Source organism: Hymenobacter gummosus (assembly GCF_003970915.1).
GTDB classification, from domain to species: Bacteria; Bacteroidota; Bacteroidia; order Cytophagales; family Hymenobacteraceae; genus Solirubrum; species Solirubrum gummosum.
Window position 1 is genome coordinate 311,870 of record NZ_RXOF01000005.1, and the last position, 20,155, is coordinate 332,024.

At 65.7% G+C, this 20,155-nt stretch carries 28 protein-coding genes; 11 read left to right on the forward strand and 17 right to left on the reverse strand.

The window, feature by feature from the left end:
* The first annotated feature begins 12 nt into the window (after window positions 1–12).
* Window positions 13–501 (forward strand): inorganic diphosphatase, encoded by a 489-nt coding sequence (locus EJV47_RS28020; protein WP_165903711.1) that lies wholly within the window; start codon window positions 13–15, stop codon window positions 499–501.
* A 95-nt stretch (window positions 502–596) separates the two neighbouring features.
* On the opposite strand, the gene EJV47_RS11335 is transcribed toward EJV47_RS28020, so the two are convergent.
* Entirely contained in the window at window positions 597–1,301 is a 705-nt protein-coding gene (locus tag EJV47_RS11335) for a coiled-coil domain-containing protein (protein WP_126693266.1), read from the reverse strand.
* Window positions 1,302–1,566: 265 nt separating this feature from the next.
* Between EJV47_RS11335 and EJV47_RS11340 the strand changes: the two genes are divergently transcribed.
* The 7 genes from EJV47_RS11340 to EJV47_RS11370 all read left to right on the forward strand — a co-directional run bounded on the left by EJV47_RS11340 (window position 1,567) and on the right by EJV47_RS11370 (window position 6,095).
* Complete coding sequence (locus tag EJV47_RS11340; RefSeq protein ID WP_126693267.1) at window positions 1,567–1,974, forward strand: 6-pyruvoyl trahydropterin synthase family protein; 408 nt, start codon at window positions 1,567–1,569, stop codon at window positions 1,972–1,974.
* Window positions 1,967–2,635 (forward strand): GTP cyclohydrolase I FolE, encoded by a 669-nt coding sequence (gene folE, locus EJV47_RS11345; protein WP_126693268.1) that lies wholly within the window; start codon window positions 1,967–1,969, stop codon window positions 2,633–2,635. Before EJV47_RS11340 ends, folE begins: the two co-directional genes overlap by 8 nt.
* A 92-nt stretch (window positions 2,636–2,727) precedes the next feature.
* Complete coding sequence (locus EJV47_RS11350; protein WP_126693269.1) at window positions 2,728–3,657, forward strand: TIGR01777 family oxidoreductase; 930 nt, start codon at window positions 2,728–2,730, stop codon at window positions 3,655–3,657.
* 259 nt (window positions 3,658–3,916) lie between these two features.
* Window positions 3,917–4,486: a hypothetical protein gene (locus EJV47_RS11355; protein WP_126693270.1), complete on the forward strand. Its 570-nt coding sequence runs from the start codon at window positions 3,917–3,919 to the stop codon at window positions 4,484–4,486.
* Between the two features lie 51 nt (window positions 4,487–4,537).
* Window positions 4,538–4,792, forward strand: coding sequence for a BPTI/Kunitz domain-containing protein (locus EJV47_RS11360; RefSeq protein WP_126693271.1), 255 nt, complete (start codon window positions 4,538–4,540; stop codon window positions 4,790–4,792).
* 99 nt (window positions 4,793–4,891) lie between these two features.
* Window positions 4,892–5,851, forward strand: coding sequence for a hypothetical protein (locus EJV47_RS11365; RefSeq protein ID WP_126693272.1), 960 nt, complete (start codon window positions 4,892–4,894; stop codon window positions 5,849–5,851).
* Window positions 5,823–6,095, forward strand: a complete 273-nt coding sequence (locus EJV47_RS11370) for a hypothetical protein (protein ID WP_126693273.1) — start codon at window positions 5,823–5,825, stop codon at window positions 6,093–6,095. Before EJV47_RS11365 ends, EJV47_RS11370 begins: the two co-directional genes overlap by 29 nt.
* A gap of 220 nt (window positions 6,096–6,315) precedes the next feature.
* Here EJV47_RS11370 and EJV47_RS11375 read toward each other — a convergent pair whose 3' ends face one another.
* The 16 genes from EJV47_RS11375 to EJV47_RS11445 all read right to left on the reverse strand — a co-directional run bounded on the left by EJV47_RS11375 (window position 6,316) and on the right by EJV47_RS11445 (window position 18,176).
* Window positions 6,316–8,715 (reverse strand): transglycosylase domain-containing protein, encoded by a 2,400-nt coding sequence (locus EJV47_RS11375; RefSeq protein WP_243651116.1) that lies wholly within the window; start codon window positions 8,713–8,715, stop codon window positions 6,316–6,318.
* Between the two features lie 85 nt (window positions 8,716–8,800).
* The gene (locus EJV47_RS11380) at window positions 8,801–9,502 is read right to left on the reverse strand and encodes a metallophosphoesterase (RefSeq protein ID WP_126693274.1); all 702 of its coding nucleotides are present in this window, start codon (window positions 9,500–9,502) and stop codon (window positions 8,801–8,803) included.
* A gap of 17 nt (window positions 9,503–9,519) precedes the next feature.
* Window positions 9,520–9,822 carry a hypothetical protein gene (locus tag EJV47_RS11385; RefSeq protein WP_126693275.1) on the reverse strand — a complete coding sequence of 101 codons (303 nt, stop codon included), beginning with the start codon at window positions 9,820–9,822 and terminating at the stop codon, window positions 9,520–9,522.
* A 223-nt stretch (window positions 9,823–10,045) separates the two neighbouring features.
* Window positions 10,046–10,705: a hypothetical protein gene (locus EJV47_RS28400; protein ID WP_207895878.1), complete on the reverse strand. Its 660-nt coding sequence runs from the start codon at window positions 10,703–10,705 to the stop codon at window positions 10,046–10,048.
* Window positions 10,705–11,244, reverse strand: coding sequence for a hypothetical protein (locus tag EJV47_RS11395; RefSeq protein ID WP_243651117.1), 540 nt, complete (start codon window positions 11,242–11,244; stop codon window positions 10,705–10,707). The genes EJV47_RS28400 and EJV47_RS11395 overlap by 1 nt, the downstream gene beginning before the upstream one ends.
* A gap of 45 nt (window positions 11,245–11,289) precedes the next feature.
* Window positions 11,290–11,643 carry a hypothetical protein gene (locus tag EJV47_RS28405; protein WP_207895879.1) on the reverse strand — a complete coding sequence of 118 codons (354 nt, stop codon included), beginning with the start codon at window positions 11,641–11,643 and terminating at the stop codon, window positions 11,290–11,292.
* Window positions 11,633–12,049: a hypothetical protein gene (locus EJV47_RS28410; RefSeq protein ID WP_207895880.1), complete on the reverse strand. Its 417-nt coding sequence runs from the start codon at window positions 12,047–12,049 to the stop codon at window positions 11,633–11,635. Before EJV47_RS28410 ends, EJV47_RS28405 begins: the two co-directional genes overlap by 11 nt.
* Window positions 12,050–12,062: 13 nt before the next feature.
* Complete coding sequence (locus EJV47_RS11405) at window positions 12,063–12,857, reverse strand: ferritin-like domain-containing protein (RefSeq protein WP_126693276.1); 795 nt, start codon at window positions 12,855–12,857, stop codon at window positions 12,063–12,065.
* Window positions 12,858–12,971: 114 nt separating this feature from the next.
* Window positions 12,972–13,373: a hypothetical protein gene (locus tag EJV47_RS11410; RefSeq protein ID WP_126693277.1), complete on the reverse strand. Its 402-nt coding sequence runs from the start codon at window positions 13,371–13,373 to the stop codon at window positions 12,972–12,974.
* A gap of 14 nt (window positions 13,374–13,387) precedes the next feature.
* Window positions 13,388–13,717 (reverse strand): hypothetical protein, encoded by a 330-nt coding sequence (locus tag EJV47_RS11415; protein ID WP_126693278.1) that lies wholly within the window; start codon window positions 13,715–13,717, stop codon window positions 13,388–13,390.
* 101 nt (window positions 13,718–13,818) lie between these two features.
* A complete protein-coding gene (locus EJV47_RS11420) occupies window positions 13,819–15,486 on the reverse strand; it encodes a DUF4153 domain-containing protein (protein WP_126693279.1) in 1,668 nt (555 codons plus the stop codon).
* Between the two features lie 56 nt (window positions 15,487–15,542).
* Window positions 15,543–15,920 (reverse strand): hypothetical protein, encoded by a 378-nt coding sequence (locus EJV47_RS11425; protein WP_126693280.1) that lies wholly within the window; start codon window positions 15,918–15,920, stop codon window positions 15,543–15,545.
* A gap of 100 nt (window positions 15,921–16,020) precedes the next feature.
* Window positions 16,021–16,518 (reverse strand): hypothetical protein, encoded by a 498-nt coding sequence (locus tag EJV47_RS11430; RefSeq protein WP_126693281.1) that lies wholly within the window; start codon window positions 16,516–16,518, stop codon window positions 16,021–16,023.
* A gap of 70 nt (window positions 16,519–16,588) precedes the next feature.
* Entirely contained in the window at window positions 16,589–17,017 is a 429-nt protein-coding gene (locus EJV47_RS11435; protein ID WP_126693282.1) for a hypothetical protein, read from the reverse strand.
* A 44-nt stretch (window positions 17,018–17,061) separates the two neighbouring features.
* Entirely contained in the window at window positions 17,062–17,361 is a 300-nt protein-coding gene (locus tag EJV47_RS11440) for a winged helix-turn-helix domain-containing protein (protein WP_126693283.1), read from the reverse strand.
* A 164-nt stretch (window positions 17,362–17,525) separates the two neighbouring features.
* Window positions 17,526–18,176 carry a hypothetical protein gene (locus EJV47_RS11445; RefSeq protein ID WP_126693284.1) on the reverse strand — a complete coding sequence of 217 codons (651 nt, stop codon included), beginning with the start codon at window positions 18,174–18,176 and terminating at the stop codon, window positions 17,526–17,528.
* Between the two features lie 151 nt (window positions 18,177–18,327).
* On the opposite strand from EJV47_RS11445, the gene EJV47_RS11450 reads away from it, so the two are divergent.
* From EJV47_RS11450 to EJV47_RS11460, 3 genes are all read left to right on the forward strand, one after another.
* The gene (locus tag EJV47_RS11450; RefSeq protein WP_126693285.1) at window positions 18,328–18,789 is read left to right on the forward strand and encodes a hypothetical protein; all 462 of its coding nucleotides are present in this window, start codon (window positions 18,328–18,330) and stop codon (window positions 18,787–18,789) included.
* A gap of 23 nt (window positions 18,790–18,812) precedes the next feature.
* On the forward strand, window positions 18,813–19,250 hold the full coding sequence (locus tag EJV47_RS11455) for a hypothetical protein (RefSeq protein WP_126693286.1): 438 nt from the start codon (window positions 18,813–18,815) through the stop codon (window positions 19,248–19,250).
* 71 nt (window positions 19,251–19,321) lie between these two features.
* A complete protein-coding gene (locus EJV47_RS11460; RefSeq protein WP_126693287.1) occupies window positions 19,322–20,110 on the forward strand; it encodes a class I SAM-dependent methyltransferase in 789 nt (262 codons plus the stop codon).
* Window positions 20,111–20,155: the final 45 nt, after the last annotated feature.

A 20,155-nucleotide genomic window follows, 5' to 3' on the forward strand; every position in this document is an offset into this window, starting at 1 on the left:
CTGCAGGTGGTGGTGGAAACGCCCGCCGGTACCAGCCGCCCCCTGCACTACGACGCGGCCAGCAACGAATTCCGCCCCGAGCAGCGCGCCGGCACCGACCGCACCGTGGACTTTCTGCCCTACCCCGCCAACGCTGGCTTCGTGCCCGGCACCCGGCTACCGCCCACGCCCCGCCACCCGCGCGGTGGCCCCCAGCCCGCCCTGGTGCTGGCCGAGGCTCAGCCGCCCGGCACCGTGCTGGAAGTGCTGCCCGTGGGCCTGCTGCTGCTCGACGACGCCGGCGAAATGGAGTCGGTGGTGCTGACGGTGCCCGCCCGGCCCAGCCAGCAGATCATGCCCGTCAGCTCCTGGCGCGAGCTGACCGCGCGCTACCCGGCCGCCCGCGAGGTGCTGGGTTTGTGGTACCGCCATTCGGGCGAGGCCGGCGCCGTGCGCATCGTCGGCTGGCGCGACGAGCAGGCGGCCGAGCAGCGCATCCGCAAGGTGCTCAGCCGGCCTTAAGCGCTCCGTCGGCCTCTACCCGCGGCATACTCTAAAACGCAAAACGGCCCCGCCAGCAGTGGCGGGGCCGTTTTTAGTTGAGCGTCAAATGAAGACTACTCGATTTTGTTCATGCGGTCTTTCACCGACTCCAGCTGCACGCGCATGTTCACAATGTCGGCGCGGGCGGCTTCCTGCTCTTTCAGGTTGGCGTCCACGTTGTTGTTGAGCTTCACCAGTTCAGCGGCGTTTTCAGCCAGCTGCTGCTGGATTTCCTGCTTCTTGGCCTTGTTGCGCTCGATGTCCTTCTTGATGGCGTCCTGCTTGGCAATAACGGCCATGTGGTTGTTCTGCGAGTTGATCAGGGCCTTTTCCGCTTCGTTGATCTGCAGGGCAATGTCCTCACGGTACAGGCCGCGGGCGAAGTCTTTCAGGTAGGCCTCGGCGGCTTTCCACTGCTGGGGCGTAGCGTCCTTACTCAGGTAGGCGTTGCCCAGGTCAATCGACCACCACACGGTGGTACCGGTGGGCACGGCGTCGACTTTCGAGATGATGCGGATCGGGGTTTTCGAGATGGACTCAACCACCACGCCGTCCATCGAGTACACGCCCTTGTCGGCCTTTACTTTGCCGATTTTCTCGTTGATGAGCTTCACCCACGAGTCTTCGACGCGCTTGCTGTCCAACTGAATAGTGACGCGCTGACCCTTGCGGGGAATGCCTTTGATGGCCATGTCCGTTTCGTCAACGGGGGAGCGTTGGGCGAAACCAGCAGTCGTCAGGACGAACAGCAACAGGGAGAGGAGTACGCCTGATTTCATAAGAAGTGAAATGAGTTGGAAGAAACGATGTGAAGCGCCGCAACCTCCCGAAGGTTTGGTTAACAACTCACCAAATTTAACCACCCTCTAACAAAGCACCACCGGCCCCGCGTGATTTTTTTCGGAATACAGCACTTTTATTTGATGTATCACTTTTAATATTAATTAAATACAATGCAATAAAAATCCTTTCCAGCTAAAGTCCTGTAGTCTAATATGATGTAAAACTCGCAACAAAGTCTATCTTATGCCGGTTAAGCTCCCCATGAACGTAACCGTCGGCCGCGTTGAGAGCTTCAATGCGGCGCACCGCCTATACAATCCGGCCTGGTCGGACGAGCAGAACGTGGCCTTTTTCGGGCCCTGCAGCAATGCTAACTACCACGGCCACAACTACGTGCTGACCGTGCGCCTCACCGGGGCGCCCGATGCGGCCACCGGCTACGTATACGACCTGAAAGACCTGAGCCGGCTCATCAAGCGCGAGATTCTGGATACCTTTGACCACCGCAACCTCAACCTCGACACCGAGGATTTTCGCCAGCTCAACCCCACGGCCGAGAACATTGCCCGGGTGTGCTGGCAACGGCTGCGGCCCCATTTGGCCCCCCACCTGGCCCTATCGGTCACGCTCCACGAGACGGACCGCAATTTTGTAGAATACCATGGCTAACCAGCCCGACCCCGGCGCAGCCAGCGGCCTGCCCGATGCCCATTTGGCTTCCGCCCTGCGCACCCCGCTCCGCCCCGACGCGTTTGCACTCAGCGAAGAAGAGAAAATTGCCGGCATTACCGAGCACTTCCGCCACATCATGGATCTGCTCGGCCTCGACCTGACCGACGACAGCCTGGCCGGCACCCCGCGGCGGGTGGCCAAGATGTTCGTGCACGAGTGGTTCCGCGGCCTCAATCCCGAGCACCGCCCCGACGTACGCCTGTTCGACAACCGCTACCAGTACCAGCAGATGCTGGTGGAGCGCGACATTACTCTGTTCAGCTGCTGCGAGCATCACTTCGTGCCCATCGTGGGCAAGGCGCACGTGGCCTACCTGCCCGGGGAGCACGTGGTGGGCCTCTCGAAGCTGAACCGCGTGGTGCAATACTACGCCCGCCGGCCCCAGGTGCAGGAGCGCCTCACCCGGCAGATTGCCGAGGAGCTGAAGCACAGCCTGCAGACCGAGGACGTGGCCGTGCTCATCGAGGCCGACCACCTGTGCGTGATGAGCCGGGGCGTGAACGACACGAGCAGCTCCACCATTACGGCCGAGTACGGCGGCCGCTTCGGGCAGGACGAGACGCTGCGGCAGGAGTTTCTGCGGCAGATCGGCAAATAACGAACTGACGCTCTACTGATTTGCGTTTGGGCTGTACATTTGCGGCCCTTTTCGCCCCCGTTTCCCCACTTCGGCCGGGCCTAGCTTCTCCCATGAAACCTTCCCTGCGCAAAGTTTTGATTTCGGGCGGCCGCGGCCTTATTGGCATGCGGCTATCGGAAATGCTGATTGACGCCGGCTACGAGGTGGCGCACCTCAGCCGGCAAACCTCCCACGGCCACTACTGCTCCTTTCGCTGGGACCCGGCCACCGGGCAAATCGACGAGGCGGCCATCCGCTACGCCGACTTTATTGTGAACCTGGCCGGCGCGAGCGTGTCGGAGGGCAAGTGGACGGAGGAGCGGAAGCAGGACATCATGGCCAGCCGGGTGGGCGGCACCAACCTGCTGGCCCGGGAGCTGCGCGAGAAGGAGCACCACGTGAAGGCCTTTATTTCGGCCTCCGCCATCGGGGTGTACGGCGACGCCGACGACCGGCTGCTGACCGAAGACACCCCGCCCGCCCCGGCCGACGACTTTCTGGCCGATGTATCGACCCAGTGGGAGCGGGCGGCCCAGCAGGTGCAGGAGCTGGGTATCCGCACGGTCATTACCCGCATCGGCATTGTGCTCAGCGACGAGGGCGGCGCCCTGCCTACCATTGCCCGGCCGGTGAAGCTGGGCGCCGGGGTGGTGCTGGGCTCGGGCCGGCAGTACATGTCCTGGGTGCACATCGACGACGCCTGCCGGCTGATTATCCAGACGATGGAGGACGCCGAGTGGCAGGGCACCTACAACGTGGTGGCCCCGAACCCGGTGACCAACAAGGAGTTTACCGCTACCCTGGCCGACGTGCTGCACCGCCCGCTGGTACTGCCCAAGGTGCCGGAGTTCGGCCTGAAGCTGGTGATGGGCGAAATGAGCGAAATCGTGCTGGCTTCGCAGCGCGTGAGTGCCCAGAAAATCATGGCGCAGGGCTTCCAGTTTGAGTACCCGCAGCTGCGCGGGGCGCTGGAGTCGTTTTACCAGAAAGAGGAGGAATAGCGGCTATTTTGCTGCCGATTGGCGCCTTATCACCTGCGCCGTTGGCCGAATGCCCAAACGATACTCACTGCTTCTGGCCGGAGTCGGCGCACTACTAGCCAGCAGTTGCGGCCCCGACGCACCGACCTCAGTTCCATCCGCTACCGTTGCGGCCACCGCGCCCACCCTGCCACCGGCGGCCGATTCTATTGCTTCTTCTGCTGCTAATGCCGGGCCCGTTGCCGCCAAGCCAGCCAGGGAGGTCCGCTTGCCGCACGGCGTGGTACTGCGCCTGGGCCGGCCAGAAGTACTGGATTCGGCTCTGACGCTGTATAGCCACCTGCAGGTGCTGCACGCTGGCCAGCTCGTTTATCAGGACAGCGCCAACGAGTACGAAGCCGCCCGGCGCCCCTACCCCACCACGTTTGCCGATGGCACAAGGGGCGCGACGGTGCTGCTGGAAGTAAACAACCGCGACCTGAACCTGCTGCTGCAGTTGCGCATCAGCAATGGGCGCGGCACCGTGACCGATACGCTGCCGGTCTTCATCACCGGGGCGGCTCAGCTCGACGACGACGCTCCGCTGGAACTGGCCGGAATGCTGACCAGCAACGAAGTGGGGGGCGACCGGGGCGAGTACACCACTTACAACCCGATCTGCTATTACGAGCTGACCGCCGCTGGGCCGGTGTTCGACGCGAAGCTGACAGAGCGCCGAATCCGGACTATTTACGGCCAGTTTCTGGGCTTCCGCTTTCGGAGTGAGCCTGCTATGCCCGCCAGCACCAATGAGGCCTACGCAGCCGAGCTGGCGCGTATCAGGAAAGCCGGCCGCAGCCCGGTCAACTAATTGATACGTACCGGCTTGCAACCTTATGCCGGGCGGGCAGGTCCTCAGTCTATGAAAACCATATACTCTGCCTTATTACTCCTACTCAGCGCCGCTACCCTGCTCAGCTGCGAAGACAAAGACCGGGTCCTGCCCGAGCAGTGCCGGCTGGAGCCCAACACCGGTCCGTGCATGGCAGCCATGCCGAAGTATTATTACAACCAGAAAACCGGCCGCTGCGAACAGTTCACCTGGGGCGGCTGCGCGGGCGTGGTGCCTTTTCAGACGCTGCAGGAGTGCCAGGACTGCGGCTGCGAGGACCAATAAGCCGCGCCGGGGCTGCATCTTGCGGGTATGCTCAAAGCCCTGAAAGCCCTGCTGCGTGTGCCCCTGCTGCTCGTGCTGGCTTATCTGCTGTAACTGAACGTGGCCCTGCTGCGTCAGCCCGCCACCGCGGAGCTAGCCGGCCGCCCGCTCGATGCCGACGTGCTGGCCCAGCTGCGGCACCTGCAGCCGAAGTTGCACCAGGGCGCGGCCACCGACATGCAGGGGCTGTACCCCGAGGGCTTCGTGTTTCTGAACGCGCTCTACGGCCTGGCTTGGAGCGAAGTGGCCGCCGCCGTACCTGCCACTGATGCCCTGCACCGGCAGGCCCTGGCCGAAAGCCGCTGGGCCGGCGCGCAGGTAGCGTCGGGCCAGGGCCGGGCCATTTTCGACGCCGACCTGCCCCTGCCCTACGGCGCCTTTTACAACGGCTGGCTGGCCTACCCGCTGGGCCGGCAGCTGCTGGCCGAAACGCCCGCCGAGCGCCGCCCCGCCGACGAAGCCCGCTTCCGCCAGACCTGCGCCCGGATTGCCGATGCCCTGCCCGACACGGCTTCTCCCTTTCCCGAATCCTACTTCGGTGCCGCCTGGCCCGCCGATGCGGCCGTGTGCGTGGCCGCCCTGGCCGTGCACAACCGGCTGTACCCGCCGCGCTACCAGCCCGTCATCCGGGGCTGGCTGCGCCGGGTGCAGACGCGGCTGGACACGCTGGGCCTGATTCCGCACGAGGTGGAGCCGCGCACCGGGCGCGTCCGGCAGGGGGCCCGCGGCGCTTCGCAGAGCCTGATGCTGGCCCTGCTCCACGACATCGACCCGGCGTTCGGGCGGCAGCAGTACGGGCTGTACCGGCGCTACTTCGTGGCCAGCCGGCTGGGGCTGCCGGGCATCCGGGAGTACCCGCAGGGGCAGTTTGGACTGGGCGACGTGGATTCCGGACCGGTGCTCTGGGGCATTGGTGGGGCGGCGCACGGCCCAGCTCTACGGCGACCCGGTGCTGGCCGCGGGGCTGCGCAACTCGCTCAGCGCCTTCGGCATGGCCTACACCAGCGGTGGGCGGCGTAGCTACCTGTTCGGGCAACTGCCCATTGCCGATGCCTTCCTGGTCTGGGGCAATGCCGTAGCCGTGCAGCCGCCGCTACCCACGCCGGGCGGCTGGCGGGGCTGGTTTCAGCTGCTGTCTTTGGCGGTGGCGGGGCTGGCCGCCTGGTGGTTTCGGCGGCCGCCCGCTCGTACGAAGCCAGTCGCCGCACCGGAGCCGGCACCAGCCCATACAACGCCCGATAATGGGGAGCCGCTGCCCTGGTAGGAGGAAAGCTACAGGCCAGTAAGCAGGCAGCAGAAAACCAAAGGCTAGCTCCCAACCCAAGTTGCGGCTTGTTCCGGCAAACGGAGACGCGCGCAGGTAGCGCGGGCTTTAGCCCGCGTTCGGCTGCCTTCATCCGTCGGGTTTGTGCACGCGGATGCAGGCTAAAGCCCGCGCTACACCACCAACGGCCGATCCGCCACTGGCGTCATCTCCTATTTCCCTACGGCTGCGGCAGGCTGTCGGGGATGTTGCCGCCCTGGCTGCTGTTGAGCTTTTCCAGCAGGTTGTCGGCCACCAGCGTGTCGATAACCTCGTCGCGGCGGCGGCGCGGCCGGTCGTCTTCGCTGTAGCAGATGTACTTGCGCGAGATTTTGCCGGGGTACTTGGGAAAGTGGCCGGGCTTGATGCCCAGGTCGGTGTCCTTGTAGACGCGCTCCATGTACATGCCGAAGATGGGCAGGGCCATGCGGCCGCCTTCGCCCTGCTCGGTACGGAAAAAGTGGATGCTGCGGTCCTCGCCGCCAACCCACACGCCCGTTACCAGGTCTTTGGTCACGCCCATGTACCAGCCGTCAGAGTAGTTCGAGGTGGTGCCGGTTTTGCCGCCAATCTGGTTGTCGTTGTCCCACAGGTCGTACTCCCACAGGCCCTGCGAGGTGCCGCCGGGCTCTTCCATGCCGCCGCGCAGCATGTAGAGCATCAGCCAGGCCGTTTCGGCCGAAATGGCGGGCTTCTGCTGGGGGTCGAACTGCTTGATGACGTTGCCGTTGCGGTCCTCGATGCGCGTGACAATAAGCGGCTCGGGCCGGAAGCCGCCGTTGACGAAGGTGCTGTAGGCGTTGACCATTTCGTACACGCTCACGTCGCCGCCGGAGCCGAGGCCGATGCTGGGCACCCCGAGCAGCTTGCTGCGGATGCCGACCTTGTGGGCGTACTTGGCCACCTCGTCCCAGCCCACGCGCTCGGTCAGCTGGGCCGTCACGGAGTTGACGGAGCGGGCCATGGCGTGGCGCAGGGTCATATTCGAGCCGGTGTACTCGCGGGTCACGTTGTCGGGCTGCCACTCCATGGGCTTGCCGTTCTCCACGTACTTGATGGTCACGCGCTGGTCCCGAATCCGGTCACAGGGCGCGTAGCCCTTATCGATGGCCGTCAGGTACACGAAGGGCTTGAAGGTGGAGCCGGCCTGCCGGCGGCCCTGCTTCACGTGGTCGTACTGGAAGAAGCGGTAGTTCAGCCCGCCCACCCAGGCTTTGATGTAGCCGGTGTAGGGGTCCATCGACATCATGCCCGCGTGCAGGAAGTGCTTGTAGTAGGCCAGCGAGTCGAGCGGGGACATGAGCAGGGTGGTGTCGCCGTCGCCCTTCCAGGTGAAGACTTTCATCGGCCGCTTGGTGCGCAGGGCGGCTTCCAGCTGGTCGGGGCGGCCCTTGTACTGCTCGGCCAGACGCTTGTACAGCTCGGTGCGCTTGATCTGCGTCTCGATGAAGTTCGGAATTTCCTTGCCCTGCTCGTCCACCCAGGGCTGGGAGTCGCGGTTGCGCCAGAAGTTGTCGAAGGTGCGCTGCAGGGTGCGCATGCGCTTTTCCACGGCCTCCTCGGCGTGGGCCTGCATGCGCGAGTCGATGGTGGTGTAAATCTTCAGCCCGTCGCGGTACATGTCGTAGCCGTTCTGCTCGCACCAGCTGTTCACGAACTGGCTGATAGCGGTGCGGAAGTAGTTCTCGGGCCCGTCGACGTGCTTTTCCACCTGGTACTGCAGCACGATGGGCTGGGCCTGCAGGGCTTTAGCCCGCTCGGCGGGCAGCACGCCGGCCTGGGCCATGCGCGTGAGCACGAGGTTGCGGCGGCGGGTGGCGGCTTCGGGGTGAAACTTGGGGTTGAAGGCCGTGGGGTTGTTCAGCCCGCCCACCAGCACGGCGGCCTGCTCGGGCGTCAGGCTGTCGGGCGTGGTGCTGAAAAACGTCTTGGCCGCCACCTTGATGCCATAGGCCTGCGAACCGTAATCCACGGTGTTCAGGTACATGCGCAGAATTTCGGGCTTGGTGTAGCGGCGCTCCAGCTCCACGGCGGTCAGCCATTCCTTGAGCTTGGCCACCACCGTGCCGACCACCGGCACCTTGCCCAGGGCGCCCTGCTCCTCGCGGCGGGTTTTGTAGAGGTTTTTGGCCAGCTGCTGGGTGATGGTGGAGCCGCCGCGCTTCTGCCCGCGCAGGGCCGCCAGCACCGAGCCGCCCAAAGCCTCCGGGTCGATGCCCGAGTGCTCCTCAAAGCGCACGTCCTCGGTGGCTACCAGGGCCTTCACCAGCCAGGGCGACATGCTGTCGAGCGGCACGGGGTAGCGGTTTTCGCGGTAGTAGCGGCCCAGCAGCACGCCGTCGGCGGTGTAGGCCTCCGAGGGCTGCTCCACCTTGGGGTTTTCCAGCTCCTCCAGGCTCGGCGACTTGCCGAACAGGAACATGAAGTTGGACGCCACCAGCAGGGGCAGCAGCAGAAAAAAACCGGCCAGCACGGCAAACGCGGCCCAGGCCATGCGCGAGAGGCGGTTGGGCCAGCTGCGTTTGGGGCGGGGCGTTTTCGACGGGCGGGCGGCTTTCGGAGCGTCTTCTTTCGGGGGCATCGGGCAGAATGTACCGGGCGGCCACAACGCGCGCGCACCGGCGGAAGTGCAAATATAACCGCTGGCGGCCGGGGCGGGCGGCGGCTTAGCCCAGCGCCACGCTCAGCAGCTCGCGCGGGCAGCCCAGGCGCAGGGGCAGCGTGTCGCCCAGGCCACGGCTGACGAGCAGGCGGCAGCCGCCGCGGGCGTAGCGCAGGCCGTTCCAGCGGTAGAGCCAGCGGCCGGGGAAGAGCTGGGCGCCGCGCTGCCAGAGCACCACCTGTCCGCCGTGCAGGTGCCCGGCCAGAATGAGGTCGTAGTGCGGGTGCAGGCGGGCGAGGTTGGGCGGGCGGTGGGCGCAGAGCAGGCGCAGCTGCCCGGCCTGCCGGGCCAGCGCGCCCGGCTCGGGCGGCAGGTTGCCGTCGAGGTGCAGCCGTAGCCCGCCCAGCTGCAGCTGCCGGCGCTGGCCTTCCAGCCACTGCCCGCCCGCATCGGTAATGGCGGCGCGAATGGCTCCGAGGCCCAGCCACCGGTCGTGGTTGCCGGCCACGGCCAGGGTGGGCGCCAGCCGGGCCAGCTCGGCCACGAGGCGGGCCAGGGGTCGGCGGCCGCCGGGCGTGTCGGCGTAGTCGCCGCCGAGCAGGATGAGCTGCGGGGCTTCGGCCGCGCCCAGGGCGGCAATGCGGGCGGCCAGCGCGTCGCTGCGGGCGGTGAAGTGCAGATCGGAGAGGTAGAGCAGGCGCAGCGGGGCGTGCGGGGCGTTGCTGCGGTACTGCTCGCGGCGAATCAGCAGGTCGGGGGTGGGCATAGCAAAGCGTCGAAGCGTTATTGGTTGTACACCACGGCCGTCACGGTGTCGCGCCGGACCAGCACGCACAGGGCATCCGGGGCGCCGAAGCCCATATCGTAGTGCAGCACCAGCACCGAGTCAGCTTCTTCCACCCACCAGTACGCGGTGTCGGGCGGGGAGAGCAGCTGCGTAGCCTGCTGCCGCGTCATGCCGATTTCGACCTGCTTCATCCGGCCGTACACGCGGCTGGAGCGACTGAAGAGCCCCAGGTACAGCCCCAGCAGGGCCACCATCAGCAAGGGTGCCAGCACCAAGAACCGGATTGTTCTGACTCTCATCAGGAAAGTGGGAAAATCTGGTTTGGCCTGACAAACCTGGGCTAGCTCGTGGAAATAATTCTGCCCCAGCAGCCAGAATTATTTCCAACGGCTGGCAACAATTCTGACCCATCAGCTGGAATTATTTCCAACGGCTGGCAACAATTCTGACCCATCAGCTGGAATTATTTCCAACGGCTGGCAACAATTCTGCCCCACGAGCTGAAATTCTTGCCAGAGCCTGTCAGGAATTCTTACCGGCGGCCCGAAATTCTTGACAGTGTTTGTCAGGAATGGTGACTGACCAGCCATAATTCTTGACAACTGCCGGGGCAGACCGTTGGAGCGCGTTGGGAGGACCTGTTCCGCACTCAGCGCCGGGGCACGTCTGGCGCACGTCTTCGTACCAGTACAGCACCGCCAGGCAGCCGGCGTACCAGTGCAGCAGCGGGCGGCGCGGGCGCAGCAAACCCAGCAGCATGTGCGCCGCAATGAGCAGCACCGTCAGCAGGGCCGGCCCTACGCCTATGCGCCGGTGCAGCAGCCGGGCGCTTTGGCGCAGGGGCCGCGGGTGCTGGTCGAGCAGCAGCGGGAAGACGAACAGCAGGTGAATTTCGACCAGGTAAAACGCCAGCCCCGCCAGCGGCAGCCCGCCCCAGCGCCCAGCGGCCAGCAGCGGGGCGGCCACCAGCGCGGCGGACAGCCCGCACAGGCCGTATTTCAGCCAGCCGTACCGCTCGTAAGGCAAGCGGGCGTCGAAAGGCGGCAGCGCGCCCGGGGGGCGCAGGCGGCCGAGCTGCTGGTGCATCCACCGGGCGCCGGGGCCGAAGCCGACGCGGCCGGGCGGCGAGGGCTGCCGGGCCAGTTCCTGGTGGGCGCGGCGCAGGTAGCGCAGGGCCCGCATCAGCCGTAGATGAAGTGAAACCAGGCCAGCCAGGCCAGGCCATTGCCGAACACCAGCAGGCGGTGGTACGCGGTTTCCTCGGGGCCGCAGCGCTTGCGGTGAAACACGAACTCGTCGTAGCAAATAGCCACCACGGTGTAGATGAGCACCACTACAATGGGCACCAGGTAGCGGCTGGGCTGGGGGCTGAGCATGGCCAGCCACATCAGCCCGAACATGGGCACGCCGCCGGCACCCAGAGCCAGAGCCTCGGCGTCGCGCTCCTTGGCCGGCAGCTTCAGGTGCAGGGGGTTGCGGTGGTAGCGCCAGTCGGCCACGCCGCCGTAGGTGGCGGCGGCCCCGGCCAGCAGCACCACCCAGAACTGCCAGGGCACGAACGGAAACGCGGCTTGCAGGTGCAGGCGCTGGGCCAGCCCCGGCGTGAGCAGCAGCAGCGCCCCGAAGGCCACCGCCGGCACGAACAGCAGCAGCAGGGACAGGTAATTGCGCAGGCCGCTCACGGGCCGGTCGGCGGTAGCAGCGGAGGAGGAAGCAGGCATAGCGGGTTGGGGATAAGCGGAATCGTGACAATGAAAATCAGCGACTTACCTGACCAGCCGCAGCAGCAGGTAAGCCAGCCCGAACAAGCCGGCGACGGAGCTAAAAAAGGCCCCAACGTAGCCGCCCGCGGCCGCCAGCTGCCAGAGCAGGCGCCAGAACCAGCCCCGCAGTTGCCGGCCCAACAGCTGGGCGGTGCGGGCCAGCAGCCAGGGCAGCGGCAGCCCGCACAGCAGCAGGAGCAGCTCGAAAAACGACTGGGCCGCGGGCGTATTCGGCCATATCTCGCGCCGGAAGCCCAGGTTCAGCGCGGCCAGCAGCGCGCCGGCCAGCAGCAGCCACAGCCCGCGCGGGGCCAGGCGCACGGCCAGCCGGGCCAGGGGCAGCAGCTTAGTCGGCATCGGCGGGCGGGGCAGGGTGCGTGGTTGGCGCGGCGGCGTCCAGACTCAGCACCGTCAGCAGCGCGGCAACCGACAGCAGCGTCCCCAGCACGTAGCTAAGGCCGAACGGCTCCATTCCGCCCAGGTCGGAGCCGGGCCGGATGCCGGCAAACAGCCAGAGGCAGAGCAGCTCGTGAATCAGCGTAAGCCCCCACAACCAGCGCCCGGGCCGGACGCCGCGGCGCGTTAGGCGCCAGCGCAGCCCGTACAGCACCAGGCCGGGCCAGGCTATCGGTACCAGCAGCAGCAGGTTCATGCACACGATGGTAATGGTGTCCTTGACTTGCTGGGCCAAGGCTAAGTAGCGGGCCAGTTCTGCCGACGCCAGGGGCGGCGCCACCGGCTGAGCAGTGTTAGGCTGGTTCATGACTGCGGGCAGCTTAGAAGCCGACGGATAGGTTGGCCGGCCCGGTGCTACCGACGCTGCGGCCGGCGCCGGGCCGGCCGGCCGGCTGCGGCTCCCGGATTTCGATGCGGCCCGGCTGGCGCAGCAGCCCGCAGGCCCGGTCCCACTCCTCGGCCACCGCCGCGAAGAAGCCCACCGGGCCCATGCCGCCGGCCCAGAGGGTGCGGTTGAAGCACAGCCACACCACCAGCGCCGTGCCCGCCGTGAGGCCGCCGTGCAGCAGCTGCCGCAGCCCCCAGCCCAGCCCCGAAGCCCGCGGCCGCAGCTGCGTGAGCGTGTAGGCCTGGAAGTTGACGTGCATCTGCTCGTCGCGGATGATGCGCAGGCACAGCTGCTGCAGCAGGCCCGAGTAGGAGGCGTGGTAGAGGGCGCGGAAGTACACGGTGCCCACCACCTCGGCCGTGAGCAGCACGCGGATGGTGGTTTCGAGGCTGCCCCAGCGCCGCAGCCCGCGGAAGGCGTCGTTGACCCAGGAGCGGCGCAGGCGCGGCAGCTGCTGCAGGTCCAGAAACTGCCCCAGCGCCTGCGAATGGTCGCCCTCCTCCTCAATCAGCCCGCGGATGGCGGCCGCGTAGTCGGCGTCGTGCATAGCCTCGGCCCGCTGGCGCAGGTACTGGCCCTCGGAGGTTTCGAAGCGCTGAAAATGCTGCAGGGAGCGGCCGGCGGCGCGTTTTTCGCGCGGCGTGAGGCGGTACGGGTCGTCCCAGCTCACATCGGCCAGGTGGTTTTTGTTGCGGCGGAAATAGGCCGTCCAGTCGGCAAAGTTCATGGCAAGGAAGCCGCGCGGGGCGGCGGGAAAGCAGTGAGTGGGAAGTCAGGGAAAAACGCCGGGCTTATTCCGGCTTCACGTCGGGGCATCAGGCCCAGGCCACGCGGCCGGCCGTTAACCGCCCGAACCCGGGTCCCCGTAGTCGCCGGCCTCGAACAGCCAGCCCAGCAGCAGCACGACATCGGCCAGCACCCAGGCGCACGTCAGCAGCAGCAGCACGAGCAACCAGCTATAGGCCGCCAGCCTGCTTGGCCAGGTGCTGATTTTAGCACCTGGGTGGTCTATTGGCTCGAAAACAACCACCTGCCGGGTGAGTAGTGCTGTCATTCCGACATTCGCCAGCAGCAGCAGAAACAGCCGGGCACCACTGCCAACTGCCCCGCGGCCAATGGAAGTCGGGTCGCAGACCAACCACACCATTAGGTCAAGGCCCAAGCCCAGCGCCGTCCAAGCCAGGCTCCGCAGCAGCCGCTGCCGCAGCGCGACGGGCGAACCGGTCGACAGGAAAGCACCCATGCTCCTCCGCGTGGCTAGTGCGGGTTGATGTCCAGGTAGATGAACACGCAGGCCAGCAGCAGCCCGATGCCGCTGAGCAGGTGCACCAGCACGGCGGCGGCTACCAGCAGCGTCTGGGCGGCTTGGCCGGCGCCGGGCGTGTGGCTGCCCCGGCGCGTGACCAGCAGGTAGAGCAGCGCGTTGGCCCCGAGCACCGTCAGGAAGAAGATGGGCCGCTGCCAGATTTCGGGAAAGTCGTCGATAAACCGGAGCATGAGCACCAGCAGGCCCACGCCGAGCAGCAGGCCGAAGCTGCGCCGCAGCCAGGCGCCGTGCGCCGTCGGAAAAACAGGTTGGGGATTCATAGCAAGGACGGGAATGGAACCGGGTGGAAAGTATGCGCCAGCCTCCGCCGGCTCGTGTTCTGAAAGTTAGGCGCCGGTCATCCGGGCTTGGCGGCGGGGGCTCAGCGCTTGGCCGGCCGGGCCTTGGCTAGGGCGGTCAGCTCCGCGTAGGCGGATTGGTCGGCGTAGGTCCAGTCCTGCCAGCTGGCTTGCTCGCGCTGCTGCTGTTGCCAGCTTTGCACGCGGCCGTCGAGCAGGCGCCGGGCGGTTTCGGCGTCGATAACTTCGCTGTAATAACCGCTGTCGTCGTCGCGGGTAATCTGCTTCATCTGCCCGAGCACGGCCCGGTAGCGTACCAGTTCGGGCAGCACCCGGCCGGGCATGTCGAGCAGGAAGCCGTAGTCGACCTGCTTGAAGTCCGACGTGAGGTTAAAGCGCGCAATCCAGATTTCCCAGTTGCCCGCCGCCAGCGCCAGCAGCACCAGGTAGGCGGCCACGCTGTTGAGGCGCACCAGCGAAAAGGCCGAGCGGCGCTGCCAGATCTTGAGCAGGATGGTCACGAGTCCGAACAACGTCAGCAGCAGGAAGAAGCACACCCCGATGCGTTTGTAAGCCAGGCCCATATTGCTGATGTAGTAGTAGTTGCGCAGCCCCACCGACACGGCCAGTACCGCGTTCTGCAGCACCCACACCGTGGCGCCCCAGCGCAGGGCCGGCAGGCCGGGCTGGTAGAAGTTGAGGTTGCGGCGGAAAAACCACAGCACGATGCCCATGGCCAGCAGGATGCTGAAGATGAGCACGTACGTCCCCTCGTGCACGAACTGGGCCAGGTCGAAGTTCTTTTCCGGCTCGAAGCCGAACCACAGCCACTGCACGTCGATGGCGTTGACGGCCAGCAGCAGCAGGTTCACCAGCCCGAACACGGCCAGGGCCGCCAGGTACTCCTTGCGCAAATCGGCGGTGCGGAAGCCGTGGCGGCCGAAGTGGGGGTGGCGCACGGCGAAGGAGGCCACCCGGTCGCGGCGGCGCAGGGTAAACTCGCCGAAGCGGGCCTCCCACTGGGCCAGGCCGGGCAGCGGCACCCGCAGCAGCACGGCCGCCGTGCAGGCCAGCCCCAGCACCAGAAACAGCAGGTGCCCGATTGAGAGCAGCTCAAACCAGGCCGCCAGCCACCGGCCCAGCTGCGCCCAGGCCACGGCGGCCCAGGCGGCGTAGCGCGGGTTGGCCAGCACAAACAGCATGTGGAATACACCCAGAATCAGCACCGGCACCAGCAGCAGGCGGGCGTACCAGCCCACGCGGCCCGCCTTGGTGCTGCGGCTGGGCAGGCTGCGCACCAGCAGGGCGGGCAGGCCGGCTACCACCTCGGCGGCCGCGCCCAAGCCCGTGAGCAAGGCCAGGGAGGCCTGCTGCAGCAAGGGCTGATTGGCGTAGCCCCAGAGCAGCAGCAACGAGCCGGTGCAGGCCAGTACCGCCGCGCCCGAGCCGTACCAGGCCACTGCTGCGCAGGAAAGCAGCGTGCCCGCCAGCACCAGGCGGAAGTAACCGGAGCGCCAGGCGGCGCGGGGCCGCCCCGCCAGCAGCACCACCACGGCTAGCAGGGTGTACAGGGCCAAGTTCAGGCCCAGGCCCTGCTGCCAGAACAGCACATCGAAGGCCAGCACGCCCAGGGGCAGCAGCCATTTCTGGGCGGTGGTCAGCACCAGGTGAGCGGGCCGCCAGACGGGCGCACTCAGCGGCGCCGTTTCGGCAGGAGCCGTGGTCGGGGTGAAAAGCGGGAGGGCGTTCATGTTAAAGAACTTTGTGTTTCAAAGTTTAAAGGCAAATAAAAACTGCACCTGCGGCCTCAGCCCAGGCTCAAGGGCACAACGCTGAGGCCTAACATGCTCAGCTCCAGCAGCAGCAAGCCGCCAAATACGAGCCAGCCCAGGCTCAGCGCCACCGTAGCGGCCACCGGCCGGTCGTGCTGGCAGCGGTGCCACATGGGCCGGATGACCAGCACCAGCGTAGCGCCCTGGGTGGCAAAAGGCAGCACCGCCAGCGCCCCCAAGGCCAGGTTGGTGGGGCCAGCCGCTTCGGCGTGCACCAAAACCACCGCGCTGATCAGCCCCACCACCGCCGACAGGAGCAGAATAGCCAGCAGGCTCAACAGGGCCAGGGCAATAGAGGGCGCGTCCGGCGGGGCGGCGGGGTTGGCCGGACGTTCGTAGCGCAGAATGCTCATGGGCAGAAATGGTGGTGAATGCGTGATTTATAATCGATAAGCCCCCTGTTAAGGCAGGAAAGCCGGTAAGCTTCCCTGCCCGTAATCAGCGGATATTATGCTAATGATATTCCATCCTATTGCAGGGCTTTGAATCCGAATCAAATAAATATTCACCGGCCATACATAAATAGCTAAACAGCAGGAACGGAATAAATAATGCCGCTATATACAGGCTGTGCCGACGGCTCCGGGATATGTCGTAGAGCATGGCCCCGGCCATGGCCACAAATGGACCCAGCCACAGGATGGCGTGCCCGCGGCTTTCGTGGGCGTAAATGGGCTCTTGGCATTCGTAAGAGTAGCTGTTGTCGGATAGCCAGCCGCCTTCCGTGCGAATTTGGGGCTTGTAACCGACAATATCCTTGGCGTTGTAGGCTTCCATAAACGTGGCTTTGGCCCAGCAGAAAACGAACAGATAAACCAGGATTGCCGGTGGCACCGCCGTCAGATTTCGGCCTGTCAATCGGAGCCCGATGTACAGCACCAGGAGAATTAAGCCAAACCACAACCCGACGTGGTACAGCTCGGTAAAATAATTATAGGCAATGAGCAGCATAGTGAGTTTTCGGCTAATAATTAATTCGCATTCAGAAGTATTCCAATGGCTTTTTCCGCGGCCTCCGCCATCAAGCCGGGCCAGCCGCGGGCCGCCGTACGAGGTAGTAACCCAGCACCGCCCCGCTCACCGGCAGCACCAGAAAACTGGCGTAGCCCAGCCAACCGAAGCCAAAATTCAGCATCCGCCCAGCCCAATCCGCCCCGATGGCCAGCACGGCGCAGGGCCAAGCCCGGCAGGTGTAGCCCGGCCGTCGGCTCCGCAGCACGCGGCACGTAGCCCAGCCCAGCAGCGCCGGCCAGCCGAAGCCGAAGAGTGGTAGCAGCAGCAGCCAGCCCAGCAGCACGCCCACGGCAAAGCTGCCGTCGAGGTCTTCCAGGGCGGAACGGCCGTAGGCCGGTGCCACCGCGCCGAGTGCAGTTGCCAGCACCAGCCAGGCCTTCGAGGCCGGGGCAAGGCGCCAATGGTCAGCCGACCGTTCGTACCGCAGAAAATTCATTTCTGTAAAGAACTTTGTGTTTCAAAGTTTTGCCGCAAAAAAATTTACCCGTCGCGGCGCAGCAGCTTTTCGAGGGTGTCGAGGTGGTCCTGGAAGGCTTGGCGGCCCTCCTTGGTGGCGGTGAAGGTGGTATTGGGCTTCTTGCCGATGAACTGCTTGTTGACCTGCACGTAGCCGGCTTTTTCCAGGGCGGCGGCGTGGCTGGCGAGGTTGCCGTCGGTCAGGTCCAGCGTCTCCTTCAGGTCGCCGAAGCTCACCTCCTCGTTGGCCATGAGCACGGCCATGACGCCCAGCCGCACGCGGTGGTCAAAGGCCTTGTTGAGCTGGTGGATGGCGTGCTTCACGAGCGGGAAACGCAACCGGCGGGGCGGCGCACAGAATCAGCGGAGAAACGGAAACGAGGGGCGAAGGTAAGTCAATGCTGGCATGACTTGCTGATTGAGTGATTGAAGGCTCATTCAAGAATTAACCGGTTTTGGGCCCAACACTCAATCATTCAATCATCTACTCACTGCGCCGATGCCTGCCGCTCGTAGCGGTTGTACATGAGCAGGCCGTAGCCGATGTGGCAGAGGCCGAAGCCGATAGCGAAGAAGACGAAGGCCCAGTTGGGAAACAGCGTGGCCACCAGCCCCACCACCAGCTCCGAAATGCCCAGGAGCTTGATTTCGTCGAGGGTGTATTTGCTGGCGTTGAGCAGGGCCAGGCCGTAAAACAGCAGCATGCCCGGCACCACCAGGCCGGCCGCCCCGCGCAGGTAGAGCTGCAGGCAGAACAGCCCGCCCACCACCAGCGGAATGGCCATGCTCCAGAACAGGCGGCGCACCACCGGGTCCCAGAGCGAACGGCCGCTGCTGTGGGTGCGGCGCTGGGTGAAATACACGGCCACGCCCCCGGCCAGCAGGATGATGACCAGGGCCAGGCCCAGCAGGAAGGGCAGGGTGCTGTGGCGCATCTGCTCCGAGCCCTCCATCAGCCGCACGAAGCCGCCCGGGCCGTACTGGGTGCGCAGGTACCAGTGCCCAAAGCCGGCCCCGGCCAGGGCCACCACCCCCGCCCCTACCCCCGACAAGCCGCTCAGGGAAATGAAGCGCGAGGAGCGCTCCATGATGGTGCGGATTTCGGCTAGCTGGGCTAAGGGGTCAACGGCTGGCTTCATATTCAGAGCACTTTGTATTGCAAAGCTGGTTAACTTTTCCCTGCTTTGCAACTCTGGGCCCGACTTTTTTCCGGCGGGCATCGGCCGGGCAGCCATGCCGCGTGCCGGGCGGGCTGCCCAGCCGCCAAGTTACCATCCTCTACTTAATACCATGTCGCTGTCCGCTGCCCCGCCCATTGCTTCCAAACCGCCCTGGCACAAGGCCGTGCTCCTGTGGCTTTGCACCAATGCCGGCGGCAGCGCAGTGTTTGTGGGCTTGCTGCTGCTGTTGGGTATCAGAGATGGTGATGCGGCCTTCGGACTGTTTGCCGGCTTGGTGGGTGGCCTGATAGCAGCGGTTGTTTCGCTGGCCAGTGTGCCACTGGCCGGACTGCTGTTCTTTCTGTTGCCGCGGGTAACAGCCTACTGGCAACGGCAGTGGCTAGCTGGCCTTGGCCCGACGGTGATATTTCTGTTGCCGGTTGTAGGTATGACAGACTTTATAAGCGAGCCAGCTTGGAGGCTGCTTGCTTGCGCCCTACCATACTGGCCGGCGGCACTGGCCAGCGCCATGTACTTGTACCGCCCCTGGCTGTTTCCGGCCGCGGCCGTGGCCGAGGAGCCATGGGTGTAATGCCACGCTATTCTGCTACTGCTATGCCCGCACCCAAACCACCCCTGACCAACGCCCTGCTGCTGTGGCTGCTCACCAACCTTAGCGGCGCGGGCCTGATGAACGGCGTACTGCTGCTGTTTGCCGTCTGGCAGGGCCGCCTTGGCAATGCCCTGCTGATGGGCCTGTTCGGCGCCATGCTGGCCGCGGGTTTTTCGCTCATTACCATTCCGCTGGCGGCCGGGCTGTTTTACCTGCTGCCGCGGCTGGCCAGCTTCCGCCACCGGCAAGTGGCCGCCGCTCTGGGCATCACCACATTGTTTCTGCTGCCTTTGCTGCTGGTGGCCGGCCTGTTCGGGGGCCTCGACGAGCTGTTGCTGTTTGCCCTGGTGTATTGGCCGGCCGCGCTGGGCTGCGCCATGTACCTGTACCACCCCTGGCTGTTTGCCCCGGCCCCTGCGGCCGAGGAGCCGTGGGTCTGAGCCAGTAACTGGGCTGGCATCGGGACGGCGACGTATCTTGTCAGCGCCCTCCGCCCCCTGCCCCGCCCGCTATGAAGCTCCGCCTGCACCTGTTCGAGTTCGAAGACCAGCCCTGGTTTCCCAACGTGGTGCGGGCCGGCATGCTGGACTACCTGCGTTTTATGATAACGCACCTGCACACCTACCGGCCCATCGCGCCGCTGCTGGCCGAGGGGCTGCGCCGCACCGGGCAGACGCAGGTGCTGGAGCTGTGCGCCGGCGCGGGCGGTGGCACCGAAGACGTGCTGCAGGCCCTGCAGCAGGAGCTGCCCGAGGCGCGCATCCTGCTCACCGACCTCTATCCCCAGCCGGCCGCCTGGCGCCACATCGAGCAGCAGACCGGCGGCCGCATAGCCTTCGTGCCCGAGCCGGTGAATGCCCTGCAGGTGCCGGCGGCGCTGCCGGGCTTCCGGGCGGTGTTTTCGGCCTTTCACCACTTCCGGCCGGCACCCGGTGAGGCGCTGCTGCGCGACGCGGTGCGGGCGGGCACCGGCGTGGGCGTATTCGAGGGGGCGGGCAAGCACTGGTGGGAGCTGCTGCTGGCCTGCACCGTGCTGCCGGTGGTGCTGCTGTGCATCATGCCCTTCGTGCGCCCGTTCAGCCTGAGCCGGCTGTTTTTCACCTACCTCGTCCCGCTGATTCCGCTCTTCACCATCTGGGACGGCGTGGTGAGCATTCTGCGCATGTACCCGCCCGAGCAGCTGCTGCAGCTGGCCCGCCGCGCCGACCCCGACGGCCGCTACGCGTGGCAGGCCGGCAAAGTGCGCCACCCCCAGGGCCCAGAAGTAACCTACCTCGTCGGCTGGCCCAAGGGGCAATGATTGAATGAAGGAATGACTGAATGATTTTCTTAACAGGCAAATAGC

Coding starts and splice junctions, on each gene's coding strand:
- EJV47_RS11370 (WP_126693273.1), top strand. CDS start 5,823: ATGGCCTACACCAGCGGTGGGCGGCGTAGCTACCTGTTCGGGCAACTG.
- EJV47_RS11435 (WP_126693282.1), bottom strand. CDS start 17,017: ATGAATTTTCTGCGGTACGAACGGTCGGCTGACCATTGGCGCCTTGCC.
- EJV47_RS11385 (WP_126693275.1), bottom strand. CDS start 9,822: ATGAGAGTCAGAACAATCCGGTTCTTGGTGCTGGCACCCTTGCTGATG.
- EJV47_RS11375 (WP_243651116.1), bottom strand. CDS start 8,715: ATGCCCCCGAAAGAAGACGCTCCGAAAGCCGCCCGCCCGTCGAAAACG.
- EJV47_RS11455 (WP_126693286.1), top strand. CDS start 18,813: ATGCCCGCACCCAAACCACCCCTGACCAACGCCCTGCTGCTGTGGCTG.
- EJV47_RS11445 (WP_126693284.1), bottom strand. CDS start 18,176: ATGAAGCCAGCCGTTGACCCCTTAGCCCAGCTAGCCGAAATCCGCACC.
- EJV47_RS11430 (WP_126693281.1), bottom strand. CDS start 16,518: ATGCTGCTCATTGCCTATAATTATTTTACCGAGCTGTACCACGTCGGG.
- EJV47_RS11350 (WP_126693269.1), top strand. CDS start 2,728: ATGAAACCTTCCCTGCGCAAAGTTTTGATTTCGGGCGGCCGCGGCCTT.
- EJV47_RS28410 (WP_207895880.1), bottom strand. CDS start 12,049: ATGAACCAGCCTAACACTGCTCAGCCGGTGGCGCCGCCCCTGGCGTCG.
- EJV47_RS11405 (WP_126693276.1), bottom strand. CDS start 12,857: ATGAACTTTGCCGACTGGACGGCCTATTTCCGCCGCAACAAAAACCAC.
- EJV47_RS11335 (WP_126693266.1), bottom strand. CDS start 1,301: ATGAAATCAGGCGTACTCCTCTCCCTGTTGCTGTTCGTCCTGACGACT.
- EJV47_RS11415 (WP_126693278.1), bottom strand. CDS start 13,717: ATGAATCCCCAACCTGTTTTTCCGACGGCGCACGGCGCCTGGCTGCGG.
- EJV47_RS28405 (WP_207895879.1), bottom strand. CDS start 11,643: ATGCCGACTAAGCTGCTGCCCCTGGCCCGGCTGGCCGTGCGCCTGGCC.
- EJV47_RS11450 (WP_126693285.1), top strand. CDS start 18,328: ATGTCGCTGTCCGCTGCCCCGCCCATTGCTTCCAAACCGCCCTGGCAC.
- EJV47_RS11395 (WP_243651117.1), bottom strand. CDS start 11,244: ATGCCTGCTTCCTCCTCCGCTGCTACCGCCGACCGGCCCGTGAGCGGC.
- EJV47_RS11380 (WP_126693274.1), bottom strand. CDS start 9,502: ATGCCCACCCCCGACCTGCTGATTCGCCGCGAGCAGTACCGCAGCAAC.
- EJV47_RS11410 (WP_126693277.1), bottom strand. CDS start 13,373: ATGGGTGCTTTCCTGTCGACCGGTTCGCCCGTCGCGCTGCGGCAGCGG.
- EJV47_RS11425 (WP_126693280.1), bottom strand. CDS start 15,920: ATGAGCATTCTGCGCTACGAACGTCCGGCCAACCCCGCCGCCCCGCCG.
- folE (WP_126693268.1), top strand. CDS start 1,967: ATGGCTAACCAGCCCGACCCCGGCGCAGCCAGCGGCCTGCCCGATGCC.
- EJV47_RS11460 (WP_126693287.1), top strand. CDS start 19,322: ATGAAGCTCCGCCTGCACCTGTTCGAGTTCGAAGACCAGCCCTGGTTT.
- EJV47_RS11340 (WP_126693267.1), top strand. CDS start 1,567: ATGAACGTAACCGTCGGCCGCGTTGAGAGCTTCAATGCGGCGCACCGC.
- EJV47_RS11420 (WP_126693279.1), bottom strand. CDS start 15,486: ATGAACGCCCTCCCGCTTTTCACCCCGACCACGGCTCCTGCCGAAACG.
- EJV47_RS28400 (WP_207895878.1), bottom strand. CDS start 10,705: ATGCGGGCCCTGCGCTACCTGCGCCGCGCCCACCAGGAACTGGCCCGG.
- EJV47_RS11360 (WP_126693271.1), top strand. CDS start 4,538: ATGAAAACCATATACTCTGCCTTATTACTCCTACTCAGCGCCGCTACC.